Raw genomic sequence first — 16,417 nt, 5'->3', positions numbered from 1 at the left:
GGATCCACCGACTTCTGCTTGTAGCCCAGCGAAACGCGCTCCCGCTCCGGGTCGAACTTCAGGACGACGATCTCTACCTCATCCCCGACGACGAAGAGCTCGGAGGGATGGTTGACCCGGCCCCAGGACATGTCGGTCTTGTGCAGCAGCCCGTCGATCCCGCCCAGATCGATGAAGGCGCCGTATTCGGTGATGTTCTTCACCACGCCCTTGAGGATCTTCCCCTCTTCGAGCAGGGCGAGGGTCTTCTTCTTTTTCTCCTGGTTCTCTTCCTCGAGGACCGCCTTGCGCGACAGGACGATGTTCCCGCGCTTGCGGTTGACCTTGATGACGCGCATGCGGAGTTCCTTCCCCTTCAGCGCGTCCAGGTTCCGGACGGGTCGTAGGTCGACGAGCGATCCGGGAAGGAAAGCCCGAACCCCGATGTCGACGGCGAGGCCGCCCTTGATCCGCTCCTTGACGATTCCGCGGACGATCTTCCCTTCGTTGTAAGCCTGCTCGACGTCCTCCCAGATCTTCATCTTCTCGGCTTTTTCCTTCGAGAGGACGACGTATCCTTCCTGATTCTCGGTCTTCTCGAGGAGGACGTCGATGGTGTCGCCCACCTCGACGCGGACCCGGCCGCTGGGATCGGTGAATTCCTCGATGTCGATGAGGCCTTCCGATTTGTACCCCACGTCCACCACGACTTCGTTGGGAAGGATCCTCAAGACCCGCCCCTTGACCACCTCTCCTTCCGCCAGGTTCTTGAAGCTGACGTCGTAGAGGTCGAGGAGCTTCTCGTATTCGTCCTTGCCCATTTCCGCGCCGGCGGCTTCGGTCCCCTCCAGCTTGGGCTTCGGCGGGGTGCGGTGCCTTTCGGGGCGTCCCCCTCCGCCGGGAGGGACCTCGTCGTGGTCGTAGTCCTTCTGCAAATCCATGCGCTGCGCTTCCTCCTTCGTTTTTTTATTGGGGTCACCGCGGAGAGACCTCCCGGGTGCCCTCTTTATTTCCGGCCAGTAAACACCCTCTCACCGAATTCCCTTGTGGAATCGGCGCGAAACGGCAGCGACGGCCTATCACGTAAAAATAGGGATAAACGAGACGCCGCTTCGCGGGAACCGCATGAGAGCAAACGAGTAACCTATATTACGCAGGGGTCCGGGCCTTGTCAAGGAAAAAGTCCTGTTTTCAGGAAATTAGGACCGTTCCGGCCCGGATTGGCCGAGTGCGGCGTCCAGCGCCTGCAGGAAGCGCGCGTTCTCCGCGGGCGTCCCCACCGACACCCGCAGACAGGTCGGCAGACGGTAGGGGCCCAGGGGCCTGGCAATCACGCCGCGCGCCATCAGGGCGCGGTGCACCTCCTGGGCGCTCCGGGCGGCGTCGAAGAGGATGAAATTCGTCACCGACGGAACGAAGGAAAGCCCACGACGGCGCAGCTCCGATTCCAGGAACTCCCTCCCCTGGGTCACCACGGCGCGCGAGCGGGCGACGTGCTCCGAGTCCCCGAGCGCCGCCAGAGCGGCCGCCTGGGCCACGCGGCTGGTGTTGAATGGAGATCGAACCCGCTCCATGCCCGAAATCAAATCGGGCGGAGCCAGGCCGAAGCCGACCCGGAGACCGGCCAGGCCATAAGCTTTCGAAAAGGTGCGCAGGACCACGACCCTTCTTCCGGCGCGCAGAAGATCGACCCCTGAAGGGTAGTCTTCGCGCTCCATGAATTCCGCGTAGGCTTCGTCCAGTACCGTGATGACCTTCTCGGGGATCCTCGTGAGGTAGCGCTCCATTTCGGCGGAAGTCGCGTAGGTTCCCGTCGGGTTGTCCGGGTTGGCAATGTAAACCAGGACCGTGGCGGGATCGCACGCCGCGGCGGACATCGCGTCAAGATCGTGACGCATGTTGCGCAGCGGAACCTCCCGCGCGTTCCCGTTGACCGATTGGACGGCGATCCGGTACATCACGAAGGTGTGCTCCGCCATGACCGCCCATCCCTCGCACCCGAGAAAGGTCCGCGCCAGAAGCTCGACCAGCTCGGTCGAGCCGTTCCCGAGGATGATTTGATCCTCGGGCAGCCGAAACTTCTCCGAAAGCGCGGCTCGCAGCTGTCTTCCGCTTCCGTCGGGGTAACGATGGCATTGCGCGAGCGCCGCATGAGCCGCCTCCAGCGCCAGCGGCGAGGGTCCCAGAGGGTTCTCGTTGGAGGCGAGCTTGAGCGCCGGGGCGCCGCCCGGCCTGGTCTCGACGTCCTCTTCATTCCGCCCCGGGACATAGGGCCGGATGCGGGCGATGTTGTCGGGAAGCCCCTGGTTCATCGGGAAGCTCCCTTGAGGGAGCGGATCTCGGCGTCGGTCAGCTTCCGCCAGGCTCCGGGGGCGAGACCGCGGTCGCCGATGCCGCCGATCGCGATCCGCTTGAGCTTCAGGACCGGATAACCCATCTTCTCGAAGACCTTGCGGATTTGGTTCTTTCGTCCTTCGGTGAGCGTGACCTCGAGCCAGGCGTTGCTTTCCGAGCGCACGCGGGAGACGTGCGCCGGCAGGGTCTTCCGCCCTTCCAGGACCACGCCGCGGGCGATGCGGTGCAGCGCCTCGTCGGACGGAATCCCGCGAACCTTCACGCGATAGACCTTGCGGCACTGATTGCGCGGATGGGTGACGGCCATGGCCAGCTCCCCATCGTTGGTCAGGATGAGGAGCCCTTCCGAGGCGAAATCGAGCCTTCCCACGGGATAGACGCGCTCCCTGACTCCGGCGATCAGGCTCATCACCGTGGGTCTCTTTTCCGGATCGGAGCAGGTCGAAAGGAAGCCTCTCGGCTTGTTGAGCAGCAAGGCGATCCGGCGCTCCGGGCGTCCCAGCCTTCTGCCGTCCAGCCGAATGGTGTCCCGGGAAGGGTCGGCTCTCGTCCCCAGCTCCCGGACGACGCGTCCATTCAGGCTGACCCTGCCTTCGCGAATCCAACCTTCCGCCTCGCGGCGGGAGGCCAGGCCGGCCGAAGCGATGATCTTCTGCAGCCGCTCCCCGGAAGGCTGAACCGGCTCACTCCTCTTCATCTTGTTCTTCGGAGGGGCCGGCCTTGCCCGGCGAGGCCGCATCGAGGGAATCGAAACCACCGGCGGGGAGGAAATCCACGGCCAGGGTTCCGTCCTCGAGCGATGCCTCCGCCTCCGACCGGACCTCCGGGCCGCTCTCGAGCATCCCTTCCATCATGGCTTCGCCGGGCAGCGCCGCAGGCGCGGCCGGCGCCAACTCGGGGAAATCCTCGAGACTCGGGAGATCGGAAAGCGCGTTGAGCCCGAACTGCACCAGGAATTCCTCAGTCGTGCCGTACAGGATCGGCTTTCCAACCACCTTCTTCCGTCCCAAAGTCCGGATCAGCCGCCTCTCCAGCAAGGTCTGGAGGACGCCCATCGGATTGGAGCCGCGGATCGCCTGAATCTCGGGGGTCGTGACCGGCTGGCGGTAGGCGACGATGGCGAGGGTCTCGAGCGCCGGCCGGGACAGGCGGACCTTGTTCCTGACCCGGTAGAGGCTCCGGATCCAGGGGTCGTGCTCGGGCCGGGTTTGCATCCGGTAACCTCCAGCCACCCGAACGATGCGCAAGCCCCGGGGAACCGCGGAGTATTCGAGGACCAGCTCTTCGAGGGCCTGGCGCACCGCTGCCGATTGCTCCGCCGGGAAGATCCCCAGGATCTCTTCCTCCTTGAGGGGCTCCTCCGAGACGTAGATCAGGGCCTCCAGGACCGCCTTGATCTCGTCGGGTCCCAGGACCGGTGTTTCAGGCATCCAGAATCCTTTCCGTATCGAGGCGGATGTTGCCGGGCTCCTCCAGGAGGAGGATCTCAATCTCCGAGAACCGATGAGACTGAACGGCGCCGACGACCCGCAGGCGGACCAGCTCCAAGAGCGCGAGGAAGGTGACGATCAGCTCCGGCCGGCCGGCGGCTCCCTCGAAGAGCGAGGTAAAAGTGGCGCGCCGGCCGGCTTCGAGGCGCCCGAGAATCCACTGGATCCGATCGAGCAAGGAGATCCGCTCCCGGCGAAGCAGCTCCTGCTCCTTCCGGCCCCAGGAGTCCAGCATCTTCTTGAACGCGGTGAGCAGCGAGAAGAGATCGGCTTCCACGGCCGCCTCCCCCTCGAACGCGGCGACCAGCGAAGCCGGCCGGATCCAGACGCGCGCTCCCTCCGCTTCGGCTTCCGCCAGGCGGAGGGCGGCCTGACGGTAGCGCTGATACTCTTCGATCTGCCGGGCGAGCTCCGACCGGGGATCGGCGGGAGATTCCGCCGGCGCCAGGGGGTCGGGCGGAAGGAGCATCCGGGACTTGATGTGCAGGAGCGTCGCCGCCATCACCAGGTATTCGCCGGCGACCTCGAGGTTCAGCTCGCGCATCAGGTCGAGCGTCTCGTTGTATTGCCGCGTGATGTCGACGATCGGGATGTCGGTGACGTCGATTTCGTTGATCCGGATCAGGTGAAGCAGGAGATCGAGGGGGCCTTCGAATTCTGGAAGGCGCACGCGGTAGCCGCCGCTCTCGCCCGGCGCTCCGGGGACGGAAGGCTCGCTCGAGGACGCCTCCGCCGGCGCGGCGGCGCCTGACGTCTCGCGGTCGCGCGGGGGAAGGTTCTCAGATTCGGACGGCATCACGCACTTCCTGGAGGGTCGCCGAGGCGACGCTTCTCGCTTTTTCAGCCCCCGTGTCGAGGATCTCTCGCACGCGGCCGGGCCGGCCGGCGAGCGCCTCGCGACGCTCGCGCAGCGGCGCCACCAGAGGATTCAGATGCTCCAGCAGGAAACCCTTGCAATCGATGCATCCGATTCCGGCCCGCCGGCATTCGAGGTTCACCTTCTCGATCGTCGGCGCGGTCGAGAACGCCTTGTGGAGCGTGAAGACCGGGCAGACGTCGGGATTGCCGGGATCGGAGCGACGAACTCTCGCGGGATCGGTCACCATCGTCATGATCTTCTTGCGGGTCTCCGGTTCGGGGTCGGAGAGGTAGATGGCGTTGTTGTAGCTCTTGCTCATCTTCCGGCCGTCCGTGCCGGGAAGCCGGGACACCGGCGTGGTCCGCGGCTGCGGCTCGGGAAAGACCTCCCCATAGAGGGTGTTGAACCGCCGGGCGATCTCCCGGCAGAGCTCGAGATGGGAAATCTGATCCTCTCCCACCGGCACCCACTGGGCCTTGTAGCAGAGGATGTCGGCGGCCTGGAGCACGGGATAGCCGAGGAACCCGTAATTCGTGAGATCGCGGCCGGTCACCTGAAGCTGTTGCTCCTTGTAGGTGGGGACGCGCTCCAGCCAGCCCAGGGGCACGATCATCGACAGGAGGAGGTGAAGCTCGGCGTGCTCCTTGACCCGGGACTGGACGAAGAGAGTGGACCGCTCGGGGTCGAGCCCTGCGGCGAGCCAGTCGAGCGCCATCTGGAACACGTAATCGCGGATTTTCTCGGTGTTGGCGTACTCCGACGTCAGGGCGTGCCAGTCACAGATCGCGTAGAAGCAGCGGTACCGATCTTGGAGCGCGACCCAGTTCTGCAGGGCCCCCACCAGATGCCCGATGTGGAGCGGTCCGGAGGGCCGAAACCCCGACAGCACTCTCTCCTTGTCTTCCACGCTTTCCACGCCCCGTCCTCCCGCCCGACAGGAGGGCCAGTTTAACACGTCCGCCCGCGCGGTCTGCGCGCCAGTGCGTCGCTTTCCGGGCCGTATCCTTCACCGTTTCCGGAGCGTGTCGAGGACCAGGAGCGCGGAGCTGACCCGGGAGATCTTCCTTCCCCGCTTCTGGATTGCCTGCACGTCGTCCTGGGCCGGCTGCTCCGACCGGATCTCCTTTTGAACTTTCTCCAGCTGCTGTCGGAGCTGAGCCAGCTCGACGGGGGTGAACTTCTTCAAGAGATTGGCGTTGAGGAGGACGTAGCCTTCCGCAATGTCCTTCGACATGGCGTAAGCCGAGCCTCCCATGAAGTTGGCCATGAGCTCCCTTTCTTCGCGGGTGAAGCCGGAAGGATCTGCGCCCGATTCAGGCCTGTTCTTCCTTTCCCTGGAATCGCAGAGTTACCATGCCGAGAGCGAGGATGTCGCCGCTCCGGATCGCTTCCGCCTTTCCGGGGATGAGCCGCTTGCCGTTCAGAAACGTCCCGTTCAACGCTCCCACCTCCTCGCTGACGAAGAGCGCTCCGCCCCGCGCCGTGACTTTGGCGTGACGCCGGGAAACGGAGCGATTCGTGTCGTAGGCGGTGAGATCGATCTCCGGCCTCATTCCGGTCACGGGGTCGTACCGGCCGATCAGGGAATTCTCGCCGCGAATCGGAAAAACCTGCTGCCCTTCTCCCAGGACGAGGGCCCCGAGGGATCCCTCGGGGATGGAGACACCGCCGGCCCCGGGGCTCTCGACCGCGACGGGCAGGGGCGCCGCCCTCTCAGGCGGCGCCGCGCCCGGTCCGGACTCCGGCGCGGCGACGGCCGATCGCGCCGCCCCGTCCCGGAGAAGCTTCTCCATCCTGCGATTCCCCTCCTGAATCCTTCCGGAGAGCTTGCGCAGCATCCGGACAGCAATCTCGATGTTCCCCCGGATCATGCGATCGAACACGGTGCTGTTGACTTCGATCAGCTCACAATCGTCGAGGGCCCGGGCCGACGCCGTCCGGGCGGTCCCCTCGAGCACGGACATTTCGCCGAAGAAATCCCCTTTTTCCATCACCGCCAGCTCCTGCTCCTGCGTCCCGAGATCGCGGAAGAGGCGGATCGAGCCCGACTGGACGATGAACATCTCGGCGCCCGGCTCTCCCTCCCGGTAGATCATCTCCCCGGCCTTGAACTTGACGAGAAAGTCTTTGAGGGGATGACTGACCATGGCCTGTCCTGGACGGAAGTGACAAGGAGTGCGACCCAAGCGGGCAAGAGAATAACGGCGTCTCCTCCGCCCTGTCAAGGATCAGGGCGGACCGGCGCGGCGCCGGGAGCGACGTCCCGCGCGGCGGCCAAAGCAGGCTAGAATGTCCGCCGTGAAGAGATTGTCCGGGTTCGCTTTGATCCTCTTCTTCGCGATCGCGGGCTTGTCGCGACCCGCGACCCGGCCGCCGGGTCAGGAGGCCCTCCGCTTTCCCCTCGATCAGCCTGCCGGACTCGTGGCCTCCTTCGGGGAGTACCGCGCCGACCACCTGCATCCCGGGGTCGATTTCTCCACCGGCGGAAGAAACGGACTGCCGGTGCGGGCCGTCGCCGGCGGCCGGATCTATCGCCTGAAAGTGGAATGGCGCGGCTACGGCCGGGCCCTGTACGTCCGGCACGCGGACGGCCGCATCAGCGTGTACGCCCACCTGGACCGATACGAGGACGAGCGTCTCGGCCTCGAGCGCATCGTCGAGGTGGAAAAGCGGAAGCGGGGCTTGCGTTATCCGGGAGACATCCTGCTCGAGCCTTCCCTGGCCGTGAAGCAGGGCGACGTGATCGCCTTCTCCGGGGAGAGCGGCGCGGGGCTTCCGCATCTCCACTTCGAGCTGCGCCGGGAGGACCAAGAGCCTGCCGACCCGCTGGATGCCCGATGGATCGCGGCCGGCGCGCCGCCCGTGTTCGAGAGCGTCATCCTCCGCTCCGCTTCGCCCGATTCCTGGATCGACGGAGCGCGGGTGCGAGAGGTGCCGCTGAGCCGGGGAAAGGACGGCGTCTACTCTCCTCCCCGCGCGATCGCCGTGACCGGCCCCATTCTGCCGGAATCGCGCCTCCACTCCGAAGATTCCCAAGGACACCGCCTGGGCATCAAGGCCTTGACCGTGCGGATCGACGGGATGGTCGTGTATCGTTTCAAGCTGGAGAGCTTCCGGTTCTCGCAGTATCCGCAGGTGGGTCTCCTGCTCGATCACGCGATGAGCCGTCTCTCCCCCGCCGAATACACCTACTTCCTCTCCCGTTTGAAGGGCAACGACCTGGGAAGGACGGGGCTCGCGGAGAGCCCCTTTCCCTCGCTCACGCCCGGCACGCACCGCCTCGAAGTGGAGGCCGAAGGCACCTTGGGGGGGCCCGTTGCGAAGGCCCGCATCCCCCTCGAGTCCCTGCCCTCTGCGCGACTGCGCTGGGACGACCCCCGGGAAGAGGACGGCGATCGGCGCACGCTGCGTTTTGGTATCCCGCGCGCGGCGCTGGGCCCCGGCGCGCGCGTCGTCTATCGCGCCGCGGGCGGCGACCGCGGGGTGATCCTTTGCGGATCCAGGCAGGAGCTTTCCGACGGCGAGCGCTGCGCTCTGCAGGCGGGAGGGGAAGCCGCGGGGATCACGGCGGAGCTTTTCTCCGGCGCCCGCTTTATCGGTCGCGCCACGCTGTTCTTCGATCAACAGGTCCCTTTTGAAGCCCGCGCGCCGCGCTCGAGAATCGAGGTGTTCTCGAGCCACGTCGATCTGCATCTAGGAATCGACAAAGGTTTCGTCCCACCGGCCTTGCTGGTCGTGAAGAAACGCGACGGAATCGAGAAGCTGCCGCTGGCTCAGGAGGCCTCCGGAGAGTTCCTGGCGGCCGTCCCGGTCGCGTCCTGGAGGGAGGCGGTGTCGCTGGGCGTGGAATGGCGAAACGGATCTGCTGCGAGGGGGCTGGATCCCCCCGTGTTCCCTCATTTCATCCGGCGGGAGGCGGGCGTCCGGATCGAGGATTGCGGGATGGAGATGGCGATCCCGGCGCAGGCTCTCTACGACGACACGCCGGCGCAATGTGAGCGATGGGCAGACTCGCCGCCGCCCGAGGAGGGGCTGTCCCTTCTCGGACCGGCGCTGCGGCTGCTTCCCTCTGGGCTCCCCCTGGCGGTGAAAGGAAGCCTGCGCTTCCCCATCCCCGCGTCCGAGCCCCATCCCGAGCGGCTCGGCATCTACCGCCTGGCGGATAGCGACCGGGGGTGGGCCTATCAAGGAGGGGAAGTGGCGGGCGGGGTGCTGCAGATTCCGGTCGGGCGCTTCGATACCTACGCCGTGATCCGTGACGACGCGGCGCCGCGGATTCTCGGGGTCGATCCCCTTCGGCAGGAGGGCGGGACCGGGCGCCGCGACCGCCTGCGAGTGAGAGTCGAGGAACGCGGCTCGGGCTTGAGCTATGACGGGGTGCATCTCATCCTGGGCGACGCCGAAATAGAGACCGAATACGATCCCGATCGCGGATGGTCCACGGCGGTCCTCCCCGGCGGGCTGCCGGCCGGGGCCCACTCCGGGACGGCCTGGGCCGTGGACCGTGCCGGAAACCGCTCGGCCTCTCTGGCCTTCGAGTTCACGACCCGCTAGGAGCCGCGCTCCGAGCGCCCTCCGCCGCACGAATGTTGAAAATTCGCGGCGCCGGGAATGGCGGCGTCGCCGCCGACATGTTTTCCGCGGCACGAGCGGGGCAATTCATTGAGCGGCGGGGTCTTCCGGGAAAGCGACCAAATGCTGTGCATTCCGATGAAAGCGGTGTTTTGACGCGCCTTTTCGGTTCTTTCGGCCTCGTTTTCCACAGACTTTTCAACACAAATTGTTGATCTGGCGGCCGGGCGAATCGGCGGCCGCCGGCGATCAGCTCAGGACGCGCAGAAAGGAGCGGCGGATCGCGCCTCGGGTCCGCCCGAGATGGGCGAGAAGCGGCTCCTCCCCGTTGGCGGAGCCGGGAGGAGTGTCGGGAAGGCTCACCTCGGAAGCAAGGCGGGCGAGCGTGGAGGCCGTGAGGGGCAGGAGGTCGCCCGGCCGGTCATAGAGCAGCCGCATCGCGTGGTCCAGGGATCGCAGGAGGAGATAGCCCGAGTAGAGCTCCTGATACTCGTCGGGCGGAAGCAATCGCCGCTCGTGAAGGTGCGTCAGCATGCGCAGCGTGTCGCGCTCCTCGGGGCCGGAAAGCCGGTGAAGGATCTGCAGGTATTCAATCAGGAAGTGGATGTCCATCACCCCCCCGGCTCCCAGCTTCAGCGGCAGAGCACCCGCCGCGTCGCCGGCCGGCGCTTCTTCGAGGCGTTTTTTCATCTCGAGGACCTCGGCGGCCAGCGTCGAGGGGCTCGTTTCGAAGATGGCGGCTTGGACGGCGGCGACGATCTCCCGGCCGAACGCGGCGTCTCCCCCCACCGGCCGCGCTTTGAGAAAAGCGAGCTTCTCCCACGTCTGCGCCTTGTGTCGAAAATAATCGATCATTCCGGAACGCGTCTGCACGAGCTCCCCTTCCCTTCCCGCGGGACGCAGGCGCAGGTCCACGTTGTAGAGGGAGCCTTCCTGCGTGACAGCGGTCAGGAGGTGAATCAGGATCTCCGCCCGCTTCCGAGCCGCCTCGGCCGGAGCCTCCGCCGCCGTCCCGGGAGCGTCGGAGACGAAGACGAGGTCGAGATCGGAGTTGTAGTCGAGCTCCTGATAGCCGAGACGTCCCAGGGCGAGAATCGTGAAGCGGGTGTTCGGCGAATCGCCGCGGAAGCGCGCCGCCGCCGCGTCGCCGGCTGCAAGGCAGGCCTGGGCGAGATCGGTCAGCGCGCGCAACGTCCGGCTGAGACCGTCCTGGTGGTGGACGTCCCGGAATCCGATGTGCAGGACCTCTCTTTGGTGAAAGCGCCTCAGCGTCGCGGCGGCCTCGCGGACTCCCTCCGCGCCCTCCAGGAGCGAGGCGAGACGGGAAGTCAGGTCCTGAGAGGAGCGCTCGCGGAGAAAGTCGGGAGTCGAGCCCATTTCCGCCAGGATCGTCGGGCGGCGTACCAGGATCTGCGACAACGCCTCGCTCTTGCCGAAGACGCGGATCAGGGGGGGGATCCACTCCGCCTTTTCGAGCAGATGGCGTGATCCCTCCGGTTCCACGAGAAGCGAGGAAAGGAAGCGCTCCAGATTCATGAAGGCTCTTTCCGGCTCGGCGGAGGAAATCGCCTCGGAGAGAATCGCCGCCGATACCCGGCGCATCTCGCGGCGCTGGCTCGGGCCGATTCGCCCGCTCGAAAAAAGGTGGCGGATCCGCCCGAGGTGCCGGGCCGCTTCATCCGGCCGCAGCGCGCGGGACGCCGTGAGGAAGGAGGCGAGATCCGCCTCGGAGAGGGCGTCCAGCAGGGGATCGCGCTCGGTCACTCCGAGCGGCACCTGCGCGAGACGGCCGAAGACGGAGTCATAGAAGGCGCGTATCGCCGCCCGGTGCAGGTTGAGGTCCCGCAGGAACGACGCGGCTTCCTGGCCGGCTTCGAGGTAGCCCAGCCGGCGGGCAAGCTGGCGGAGCCCTTCGGGGCTCGAGGGAAGAACGCTGACCTGGACGTTGTGTTCCATTTGCAGCCGGTGCTCCAGGTTCCGGAGATAATCGTAGGCGCGCGACAGCGCATAGTGCTCGCCGTACGAGACGAAGCGCTTGTCCGCCAGCCGGTGCAGCGCCCGCAGCGTGTTGCCGCCGCGCAGCCAGGCATCCTCCCCTCCTTCCCGAAGCTGCAGCGCCTGGACGGCGAACTCCAGCTCGCGAAGCCCCCCCGACCCCAGCTTGATGTCGGTGTCGGATCTTCCCGAGCGGCTCAGGACCTCGTCGATGCGGTCCTTCATCTCCTTGATTTCAAGGGCCGCGAACGGAGTCCCCGAGGGGGGGAAGATGGCGGGCTGGAGCTCCCCCAGGATTCCCTCTCCCAGCTCGCGATCTCCGGCGGAATACCTGGCCTTGAGGAGGGCCTGGCGCTCCCAATTTCGCGCCCAGGACCGGTAGTAGGCGAGGAGGGATCGACGCGATTGGACCAGCTCTCCTTCCTTGCCTCCGGGCCGCAGGTCGAGGTCGATGCGGAAGACTCGTCCCTCCGGCGAGATCCCGGCGATCCGTTCGTTGATGCCTTCTCCGAGCCGCGTGAAGAATTCTTTGTTGGATACCGCGGGGGACTGGCGATCGGCTCCTCCGGCGGTCTGGCCGTCGCGGCTGTACACGTAGAGGAGATCGATGTCGGAGCTGTAGTTCAGCTCGTCGCCGCCGAGCTTTCCGAACGAGAGCACGGCGAAAGTCGCCTCGCAGAGCAGCCCCCGATCGTCGAAATACTGCGGGACGCCGTACCGCTGACGCAGTTCCCGCCAGGTAAGCAGGTAGGCCTCCTGGAGGAGGACGTCCGCCAGGACGGAGAGCTCGTGGGTGGCTTCGGCCAGATCCACATTGCCGAGGAAATCGCGCAAGGCGATGCGCAGGTACTCGCGGTGCTTGAACCGTCTCAAGGCGGCGGCGTCGGACAGCGTCGAGAACGTGAATCGGAACCGGGCGAGATCCTCGCGCAAGTCCTCCGGAGTGCGGCTGTCGCTCCGGCTCATTGCGGACGACGCCCAGGCGAGGTATCCGGGGTTCTGGAGCGTCAGGTCGGCGAGGAAAGGGCTCTGGCCCGCGAGCGTCAGGAGAACGAGGAGCTGATGCCGGTCGCGCGGCAGGCCGTTCTTCTCCGCGTAGCGGATGAGCGTCTGGGCGACGGCGACCGGATCGGGGCTCCGATCGATCTTCTCGACAAGGAACGGGGCGTTCTCGGGGTCGCTGAGCGCGGGATGCGCGAGGATCGATCGGAGGGATTCAGAAGGCGGACTCATTCCCGCATTCTATCGGGGCGGATTCCGCGCGGTCAATAAAACGCCCGGCCCGGCGGTTCGCCGGGCCGGGGCGAGGGAAGCGCGCGGCTCAGATGTCGAAATAGAGAGAAAACTCCGACGGAGTCGGCCGGAGCCGCTGGGGCTGGATTTCTTTCTCGAACTTGTATTCGATCCAGGTCTGAATTACGTCCTCGGTGAAGACGTCTCCCTTGAGAAGGAAGGCGTGATCCTTCTCGAGCGCCTTCAGCGACTCTTCCAGCGATCCCGGAAGCGAAGGGACCTTCTTGAGCTCCTGCGGGGAGAGGCCATAGATGTCCTTGTCCAACGGCTCGCCCGGATCGATGCGGTTTTCCACGCCGTCCAGACCCGCCATGAGCATCGCGGCGTACGCGATGTAGGGATTGCAGGAGGGATCGGGAGGGCGGAACTCGATGCGCTTCGCCTTGGGGCTGCTGCTGTACATCGGAATGCGGATGGCCGCCGAGCGGTTGCGCCGCGAGTAGGCCAGGTTCACCGGGGCCTCGAAACCCGGGACGAGCCTCTTATAGGAATTCGTGGTGGGCGCGGCGAAGGCGACGATCGTCGGCGCGTGCTTCAACAGGCCGCCGATGTAGTGCAGCGCCATCTCCGAGAGGCCGGCGTAGCGATCCCCCGCGAACAGAGGCTTGCCGCCCTTCCACAGGCTCTGGTGGGTGTGCATTCCCGATCCGTTGTCCCCGTAAATCGGCTTCGGCATGAAGGTCACGGTCTTCCCGTGCCGGAGCGCCGTGTTCTTGCAGATGTATTTGTAGAGCATCAGCGCATCGGCGGTGCGCGTCAGGGAGTCGTACTTGATGTCGATCTCCATCTGCCCGGCCGTGGCCACTTCGTGATGGTGGGCTTCGATGTGCAGGCCGCACTCCTCCATGATTCGCACCATCTCGCTGCGGAGATTCTGGAAGGCGTCGCTCGGTGGGACGGGGAAGTATCCCTCCTTGAACCGGGGTTTGTAGCCCAGGTTCGGCCCCTCCTCGCGCCCGCTGTTCCAGCGCCCTTCGACGGAGTCCACGTAATAGAAGGAGCAGTGCTCGTTCTGATCGAACCGGATGTCATCGAAGATGAAGAATTCCGCTTCGGACCCAAAATAGGCGACGTCGGCGATTCCGGTGTACTGCAGGTAGGCTTCGGCCTTCTGCGCCACGTTGCGCGGGTCCCGCGTGTAGCGCTCCTTGGTGATGGGGTCCACGATGTTGCCGATCACCGAAAGGGTCGGAATGTCGCAGAACGGATCCATCATGGCGGTGGCGGGATCGGGGATCACCAGCATGTCGCTTTCGTGAATGGAGCGCCAGCCGCGGATGCTGGAGCCGTCGAAGCCGTATCCGTCCTCGAAGCTGGACTCCGACAGCTCATGGATGGGGACCGAGAAGTGCTGCCACATCCCCGGAAAATCCATGAACTTGATGTCGAGGACTCTCGCGCTCTTCTCCTTCACCATCTTCAGGACGTCGACCGCTTTCATTTCCTTTTCTCCTTCGTAAAACCCGCGATTCTAGCATACGTCGCTTCGCTGTCAAGACGAGCAGGCGGGGCGTTTCGGGCCCGCTCCGCGAGCTTTCGACGAGGGCGGCGCCGCGCCGGAGGCGCGGAATCTCCCGGAGCGGGTTCGGCACGGATTGCCTTATAATCGACGCACGGAGCAAAGTCCCGGATCGGGCGGAGGCGACGCATGAACACGACGCGTGGAGCGATCTCCCGGCGCGGGCGGCGCGCGGCGGCCTTCGGGCTGCTCCTGCTCGCCGCGCCGGCGCCCTGGAGCGCGGCGGCGGGCCCGCCGGCGTCGCCGGTGCGCCGGATCGAGGTCCTCAGCGAGCGGGACGCCCTCGCTGCGGGAGAGCGGGAGGGCTTGGCCGTGCGCGTCGTCATGAGCGGCGAGTACCATGTGAACAGCCACGTTCCCTCCGAGGAATACCTCATCCCCACCCGGCTGTCGGAGATTCCGGCGGAGGGCATCGAATGGGGGGAGTGGATCTATCCGGAAGGAGAGATGAAGAGGTTCTCGTTTTCGAAGACGCCGCTCAGAATCTATGAGGGGACTTTCCTGATCCGCGGGAGTCTCCGCGCCGCCGCAGGAGCGGCTCCCGCCACGCGCCGGCTCGCTCTCGAGCTTCGTTATCAGTCCTGCACGAGAGAAAAGTGCCTGCCGCCGAGGACCGAGAAGGTCCCCTTCGAGATCCGGATCGTGCCGAGCGCGACGCCGACGCGGCGGCTGCATCCCGACCTGTTTCCCGCCGCGCCGCGCTGATTCCTCGCCGGACCGTCCGCCGGAACCGAGCCTCGATCAGCGATTGTAGGAAATCGGGGAGATCTCCGAGCGGAAGGTGGACAGGATCTTCTCCTGCGTCTCCATCAGCGCCTTCTCCTTCTCCGACGCGGGAACGTCCGCCTTCTCCGGCCCCGCCCCCCTCCCCTGCGCCTGGAGGATCAGGTAGTACTCGACGTCTTCGCGAGGTGAGTAGAAAACCAGCGCCTTCGCCGGTCCGGAGCCCAGATGTTGCGGGATGGTGTCGAACCACCGGCCCTCCAGGATCCAGGCGTCGTACTTCTTGAACTTCCCCTTGGTGATCTTCGTCGTTTCGGGATCGAACTTGAACGGCCCGGTCCATTTAAGGTATTCGGAGAGGGCGTCCCGCACGGCTTTCTCGTCCTGGAGCCGCTCCCCCTTGTGGGTCATCTTCCACACCACCAGGAGGTCGAGCGCGTCTCCCGGCACTCCGTTGTGCAGCCGGAAGTTCCCGCTGTAGCCGTTGTCGGAGGTCTTGACTCCGATGATGCCTTCCGGGTTCTTTCCCGTGGCCACGGCGTCGATGGGAGCGAACTCCCATTCGTCGCGGCCGCTCACCGTCACGTCGAGCCCGATCCCGGCTTTCTTCCGCAGAAAGCGGTCGAGATTCCCCACGTGATTGGCGTATTCGGTGACGTCGATCACGGAGGGCAGGGTCTCCTCCTTCCCCGGCCCGTCGGGCGAAGTGAACTCGATCTGCGTCGGAGCGATGTTGAAGGTCCCCATCCTTCGCTGCAGGGTGAGGTCGGCGAGAATCGTGGCCGGCTGCCTTCGCAGGAGCTTCGGCTCGTACATGATGTAGGTGTTGTTCTCGATCTTGTGCCAGAACTCGGGAGGGTGACTCAGCTGGCTCTCGACCGCCTCGGAGACGAGCTGCACCTTCATCTCCGGAGGGAAAGCCTGGTGAAGGGTGACGTCCTTCAGACTCTGTGGCGCGGCGTTCACGACGTAGAAGTTGGCGGTGAGGGAGAAGGTCTCCGAAGCGTTGTGGAATTTGGGCCGATAGGTCGTGAACGCCACGAAGCGGTTGCCCGCAGGCGCCGGCGCTGCCTGCGGAGCCGGCGCCGGAGCCGGCGGCGGAGGCGGTTCCTGTGCCGAGAGCCGAGGGGAGACCAGCAGGAAGATCGCCGCGAGAGCGGCCGCGGAGCGGAACATGCTTTTGCTCATGAGCGACATCGTCTCCTCAAAATGTGAAAAAAGTATAGCACAGCGTCCGCGGCATGCCCTCCAAGCAAGGCCCGTCCGGGGCGCTTCCTCAATTGTAATTCGAGTTACGAAATGTGTCCCCGCGTCGACCGGGAGAGCCAGGTTGGGGAGCCGGAGGCCGCGGGAAACTCTTGGCCGGGTGGCAGTATCGCGGCGCGCTCCAAGGTAGCCCGCCCTTGCACGCCTCTTGCGTATAGCGATCCTTCAATGGGGGACGGGAGGATCGGCCGCGCCGGCCTTCCATTCCCAACCGTCCGTTCCCTCCTTACCCGAACGACAGGCGGCCGGGGTCCGAACCGGATCCCGGCCGTCGCAGTCCCCTCGTTCAAGGGATAGGCTTCCGGGGTTGAAGCGCGAGGATCTCAGCGCGAGAGCGTGAGCGTCATCTTGAGGTTCAACCGGACC

13 protein-coding genes are annotated in these 16,417 nt (G+C 65.6%); 2 read left to right on the top strand and 11 right to left on the bottom strand.

The window, feature by feature from the left end:
- The 8 genes from VGR67_06625 to VGR67_06590 form a co-directional block, all read right to left on the bottom strand.
- On the bottom strand, window positions 1-800 hold an 800-nt coding region (locus VGR67_06625), incomplete at its 3' end, for a S1 RNA-binding domain-containing protein (protein ID HEV8336067.1).
- Window positions 801-1,178: 378 nt separating this feature from the next.
- On the bottom strand, window positions 1,179-2,291 hold the full coding sequence (gene hisC, locus VGR67_06620) for a histidinol-phosphate transaminase (GenBank protein ID HEV8336066.1): 1,113 nt from the start codon (window positions 2,289-2,291) through the stop codon (window positions 1,179-1,181).
- A complete protein-coding gene (locus VGR67_06615; protein HEV8336065.1) occupies window positions 2,288-3,031 on the bottom strand; it encodes a pseudouridine synthase in 744 nt (247 codons plus the stop codon). Before VGR67_06615 ends, hisC begins: the two co-directional genes overlap by 4 nt.
- On the bottom strand, window positions 3,018-3,764 hold the full coding sequence (scpB, locus tag VGR67_06610) for an SMC-Scp complex subunit ScpB (protein HEV8336064.1): 747 nt from the start codon (window positions 3,762-3,764) through the stop codon (window positions 3,018-3,020). Before scpB ends, VGR67_06615 begins: the two co-directional genes overlap by 14 nt.
- Window positions 3,757-4,620 carry a segregation/condensation protein A gene (locus VGR67_06605; GenBank protein HEV8336063.1) on the bottom strand — a complete coding sequence of 288 codons (864 nt, stop codon included), beginning with the start codon at window positions 4,618-4,620 and terminating at the stop codon, window positions 3,757-3,759. Before VGR67_06605 ends, scpB begins: the two co-directional genes overlap by 8 nt.
- Window positions 4,604-5,599, bottom strand: coding sequence for a tryptophan--tRNA ligase (gene trpS / locus VGR67_06600; GenBank protein ID HEV8336062.1), 996 nt, complete (start codon window positions 5,597-5,599; stop codon window positions 4,604-4,606). Before trpS ends, VGR67_06605 begins: the two co-directional genes overlap by 17 nt.
- A gap of 90 nt (window positions 5,600-5,689) precedes the next feature.
- On the bottom strand, window positions 5,690-5,950 hold the full coding sequence (locus VGR67_06595) for a hypothetical protein (protein ID HEV8336061.1): 261 nt from the start codon (window positions 5,948-5,950) through the stop codon (window positions 5,690-5,692).
- 46 nt (window positions 5,951-5,996) lie between these two features.
- Complete coding sequence (locus VGR67_06590) at window positions 5,997-6,830, bottom strand: cyclic nucleotide-binding domain-containing protein (protein ID HEV8336060.1); 834 nt, start codon at window positions 6,828-6,830, stop codon at window positions 5,997-5,999.
- A 151-nt stretch (window positions 6,831-6,981) separates the two neighbouring features.
- On the opposite strand from VGR67_06590, the gene VGR67_06585 reads away from it, so the two are divergent.
- Window positions 6,982-9,237 carry a M23 family metallopeptidase gene (locus tag VGR67_06585; protein HEV8336059.1) on the top strand — a complete coding sequence of 752 codons (2,256 nt, stop codon included), beginning with the start codon at window positions 6,982-6,984 and terminating at the stop codon, window positions 9,235-9,237.
- A 267-nt stretch (window positions 9,238-9,504) separates the two neighbouring features.
- Here VGR67_06585 and VGR67_06580 read toward each other — a convergent pair whose 3' ends face one another.
- Window positions 9,505-12,483: a hypothetical protein gene (locus VGR67_06580; GenBank protein HEV8336058.1), complete on the bottom strand. Its 2,979-nt coding sequence runs from the start codon at window positions 12,481-12,483 to the stop codon at window positions 9,505-9,507.
- An 88-nt stretch (window positions 12,484-12,571) separates the two neighbouring features.
- A complete protein-coding gene (gene glnA, locus VGR67_06575) occupies window positions 12,572-13,984 on the bottom strand; it encodes a type I glutamate--ammonia ligase (protein HEV8336057.1) in 1,413 nt (470 codons plus the stop codon).
- A gap of 207 nt (window positions 13,985-14,191) precedes the next feature.
- Between glnA and VGR67_06570 the strand changes: the two genes are divergently transcribed.
- The gene (locus tag VGR67_06570) at window positions 14,192-14,767 is read left to right on the top strand and encodes a protein-disulfide reductase DsbD domain-containing protein (protein HEV8336056.1); all 576 of its coding nucleotides are present in this window, start codon (window positions 14,192-14,194) and stop codon (window positions 14,765-14,767) included.
- Between the two features lie 36 nt (window positions 14,768-14,803).
- Here VGR67_06570 and VGR67_06565 read toward each other — a convergent pair whose 3' ends face one another.
- Window positions 14,804-15,973 (bottom strand): hypothetical protein, encoded by a 1,170-nt coding sequence (locus VGR67_06565; GenBank protein ID HEV8336055.1) that lies wholly within the window; start codon window positions 15,971-15,973, stop codon window positions 14,804-14,806.
- Between the last annotated feature and the right edge of the window lie 444 nt (window positions 15,974-16,417).

The sequence above is a fragment of the Candidatus Polarisedimenticolia bacterium genome, assembly GCA_036004685.1.
Classification (GTDB): Bacteria; Acidobacteriota; Polarisedimenticolia; order Gp22-AA2; family AA152; genus DASYRE01.
The sequence above is the reverse complement of the archived record's forward strand: the minus strand, read 5'-3'. Positions and strand labels throughout refer to the sequence as shown.

Bases quoted from the DNA above. Each gene is read 5' to 3' on its own strand.
- VGR67_06605 (HEV8336063.1), bottom strand. From the start codon at position 4,620: ATGCCGTCCGAATCTGAGAACCTTCCCCCGCGCGACCGCGAGACGTCA.
- VGR67_06615 (HEV8336065.1), bottom strand. From the start codon at position 3,031: ATGAAGAGGAGTGAGCCGGTTCAGCCTTCCGGGGAGCGGCTGCAGAAG.
- VGR67_06580 (HEV8336058.1), bottom strand. From the start codon at position 12,483: ATGAGTCCGCCTTCTGAATCCCTCCGATCGATCCTCGCGCATCCCGCG.
- scpB (HEV8336064.1), bottom strand. From the start codon at position 3,764: ATGCCTGAAACACCGGTCCTGGGACCCGACGAGATCAAGGCGGTCCTG.
- VGR67_06565 (HEV8336055.1), bottom strand. From the start codon at position 15,973: ATGAGCAAAAGCATGTTCCGCTCCGCGGCCGCTCTCGCGGCGATCTTC.
- VGR67_06570 (HEV8336056.1), top strand. From the start codon at position 14,192: ATGAACACGACGCGTGGAGCGATCTCCCGGCGCGGGCGGCGCGCGGCG.
- VGR67_06590 (HEV8336060.1), bottom strand. From the start codon at position 6,830: ATGGTCAGTCATCCCCTCAAAGACTTTCTCGTCAAGTTCAAGGCCGGG.
- VGR67_06595 (HEV8336061.1), bottom strand. From the start codon at position 5,950: ATGGCCAACTTCATGGGAGGCTCGGCTTACGCCATGTCGAAGGACATT.
- glnA (HEV8336057.1), bottom strand. From the start codon at position 13,984: ATGAAAGCGGTCGACGTCCTGAAGATGGTGAAGGAGAAGAGCGCGAGA.
- hisC (HEV8336066.1), bottom strand. From the start codon at position 2,291: ATGAACCAGGGGCTTCCCGACAACATCGCCCGCATCCGGCCCTATGTC.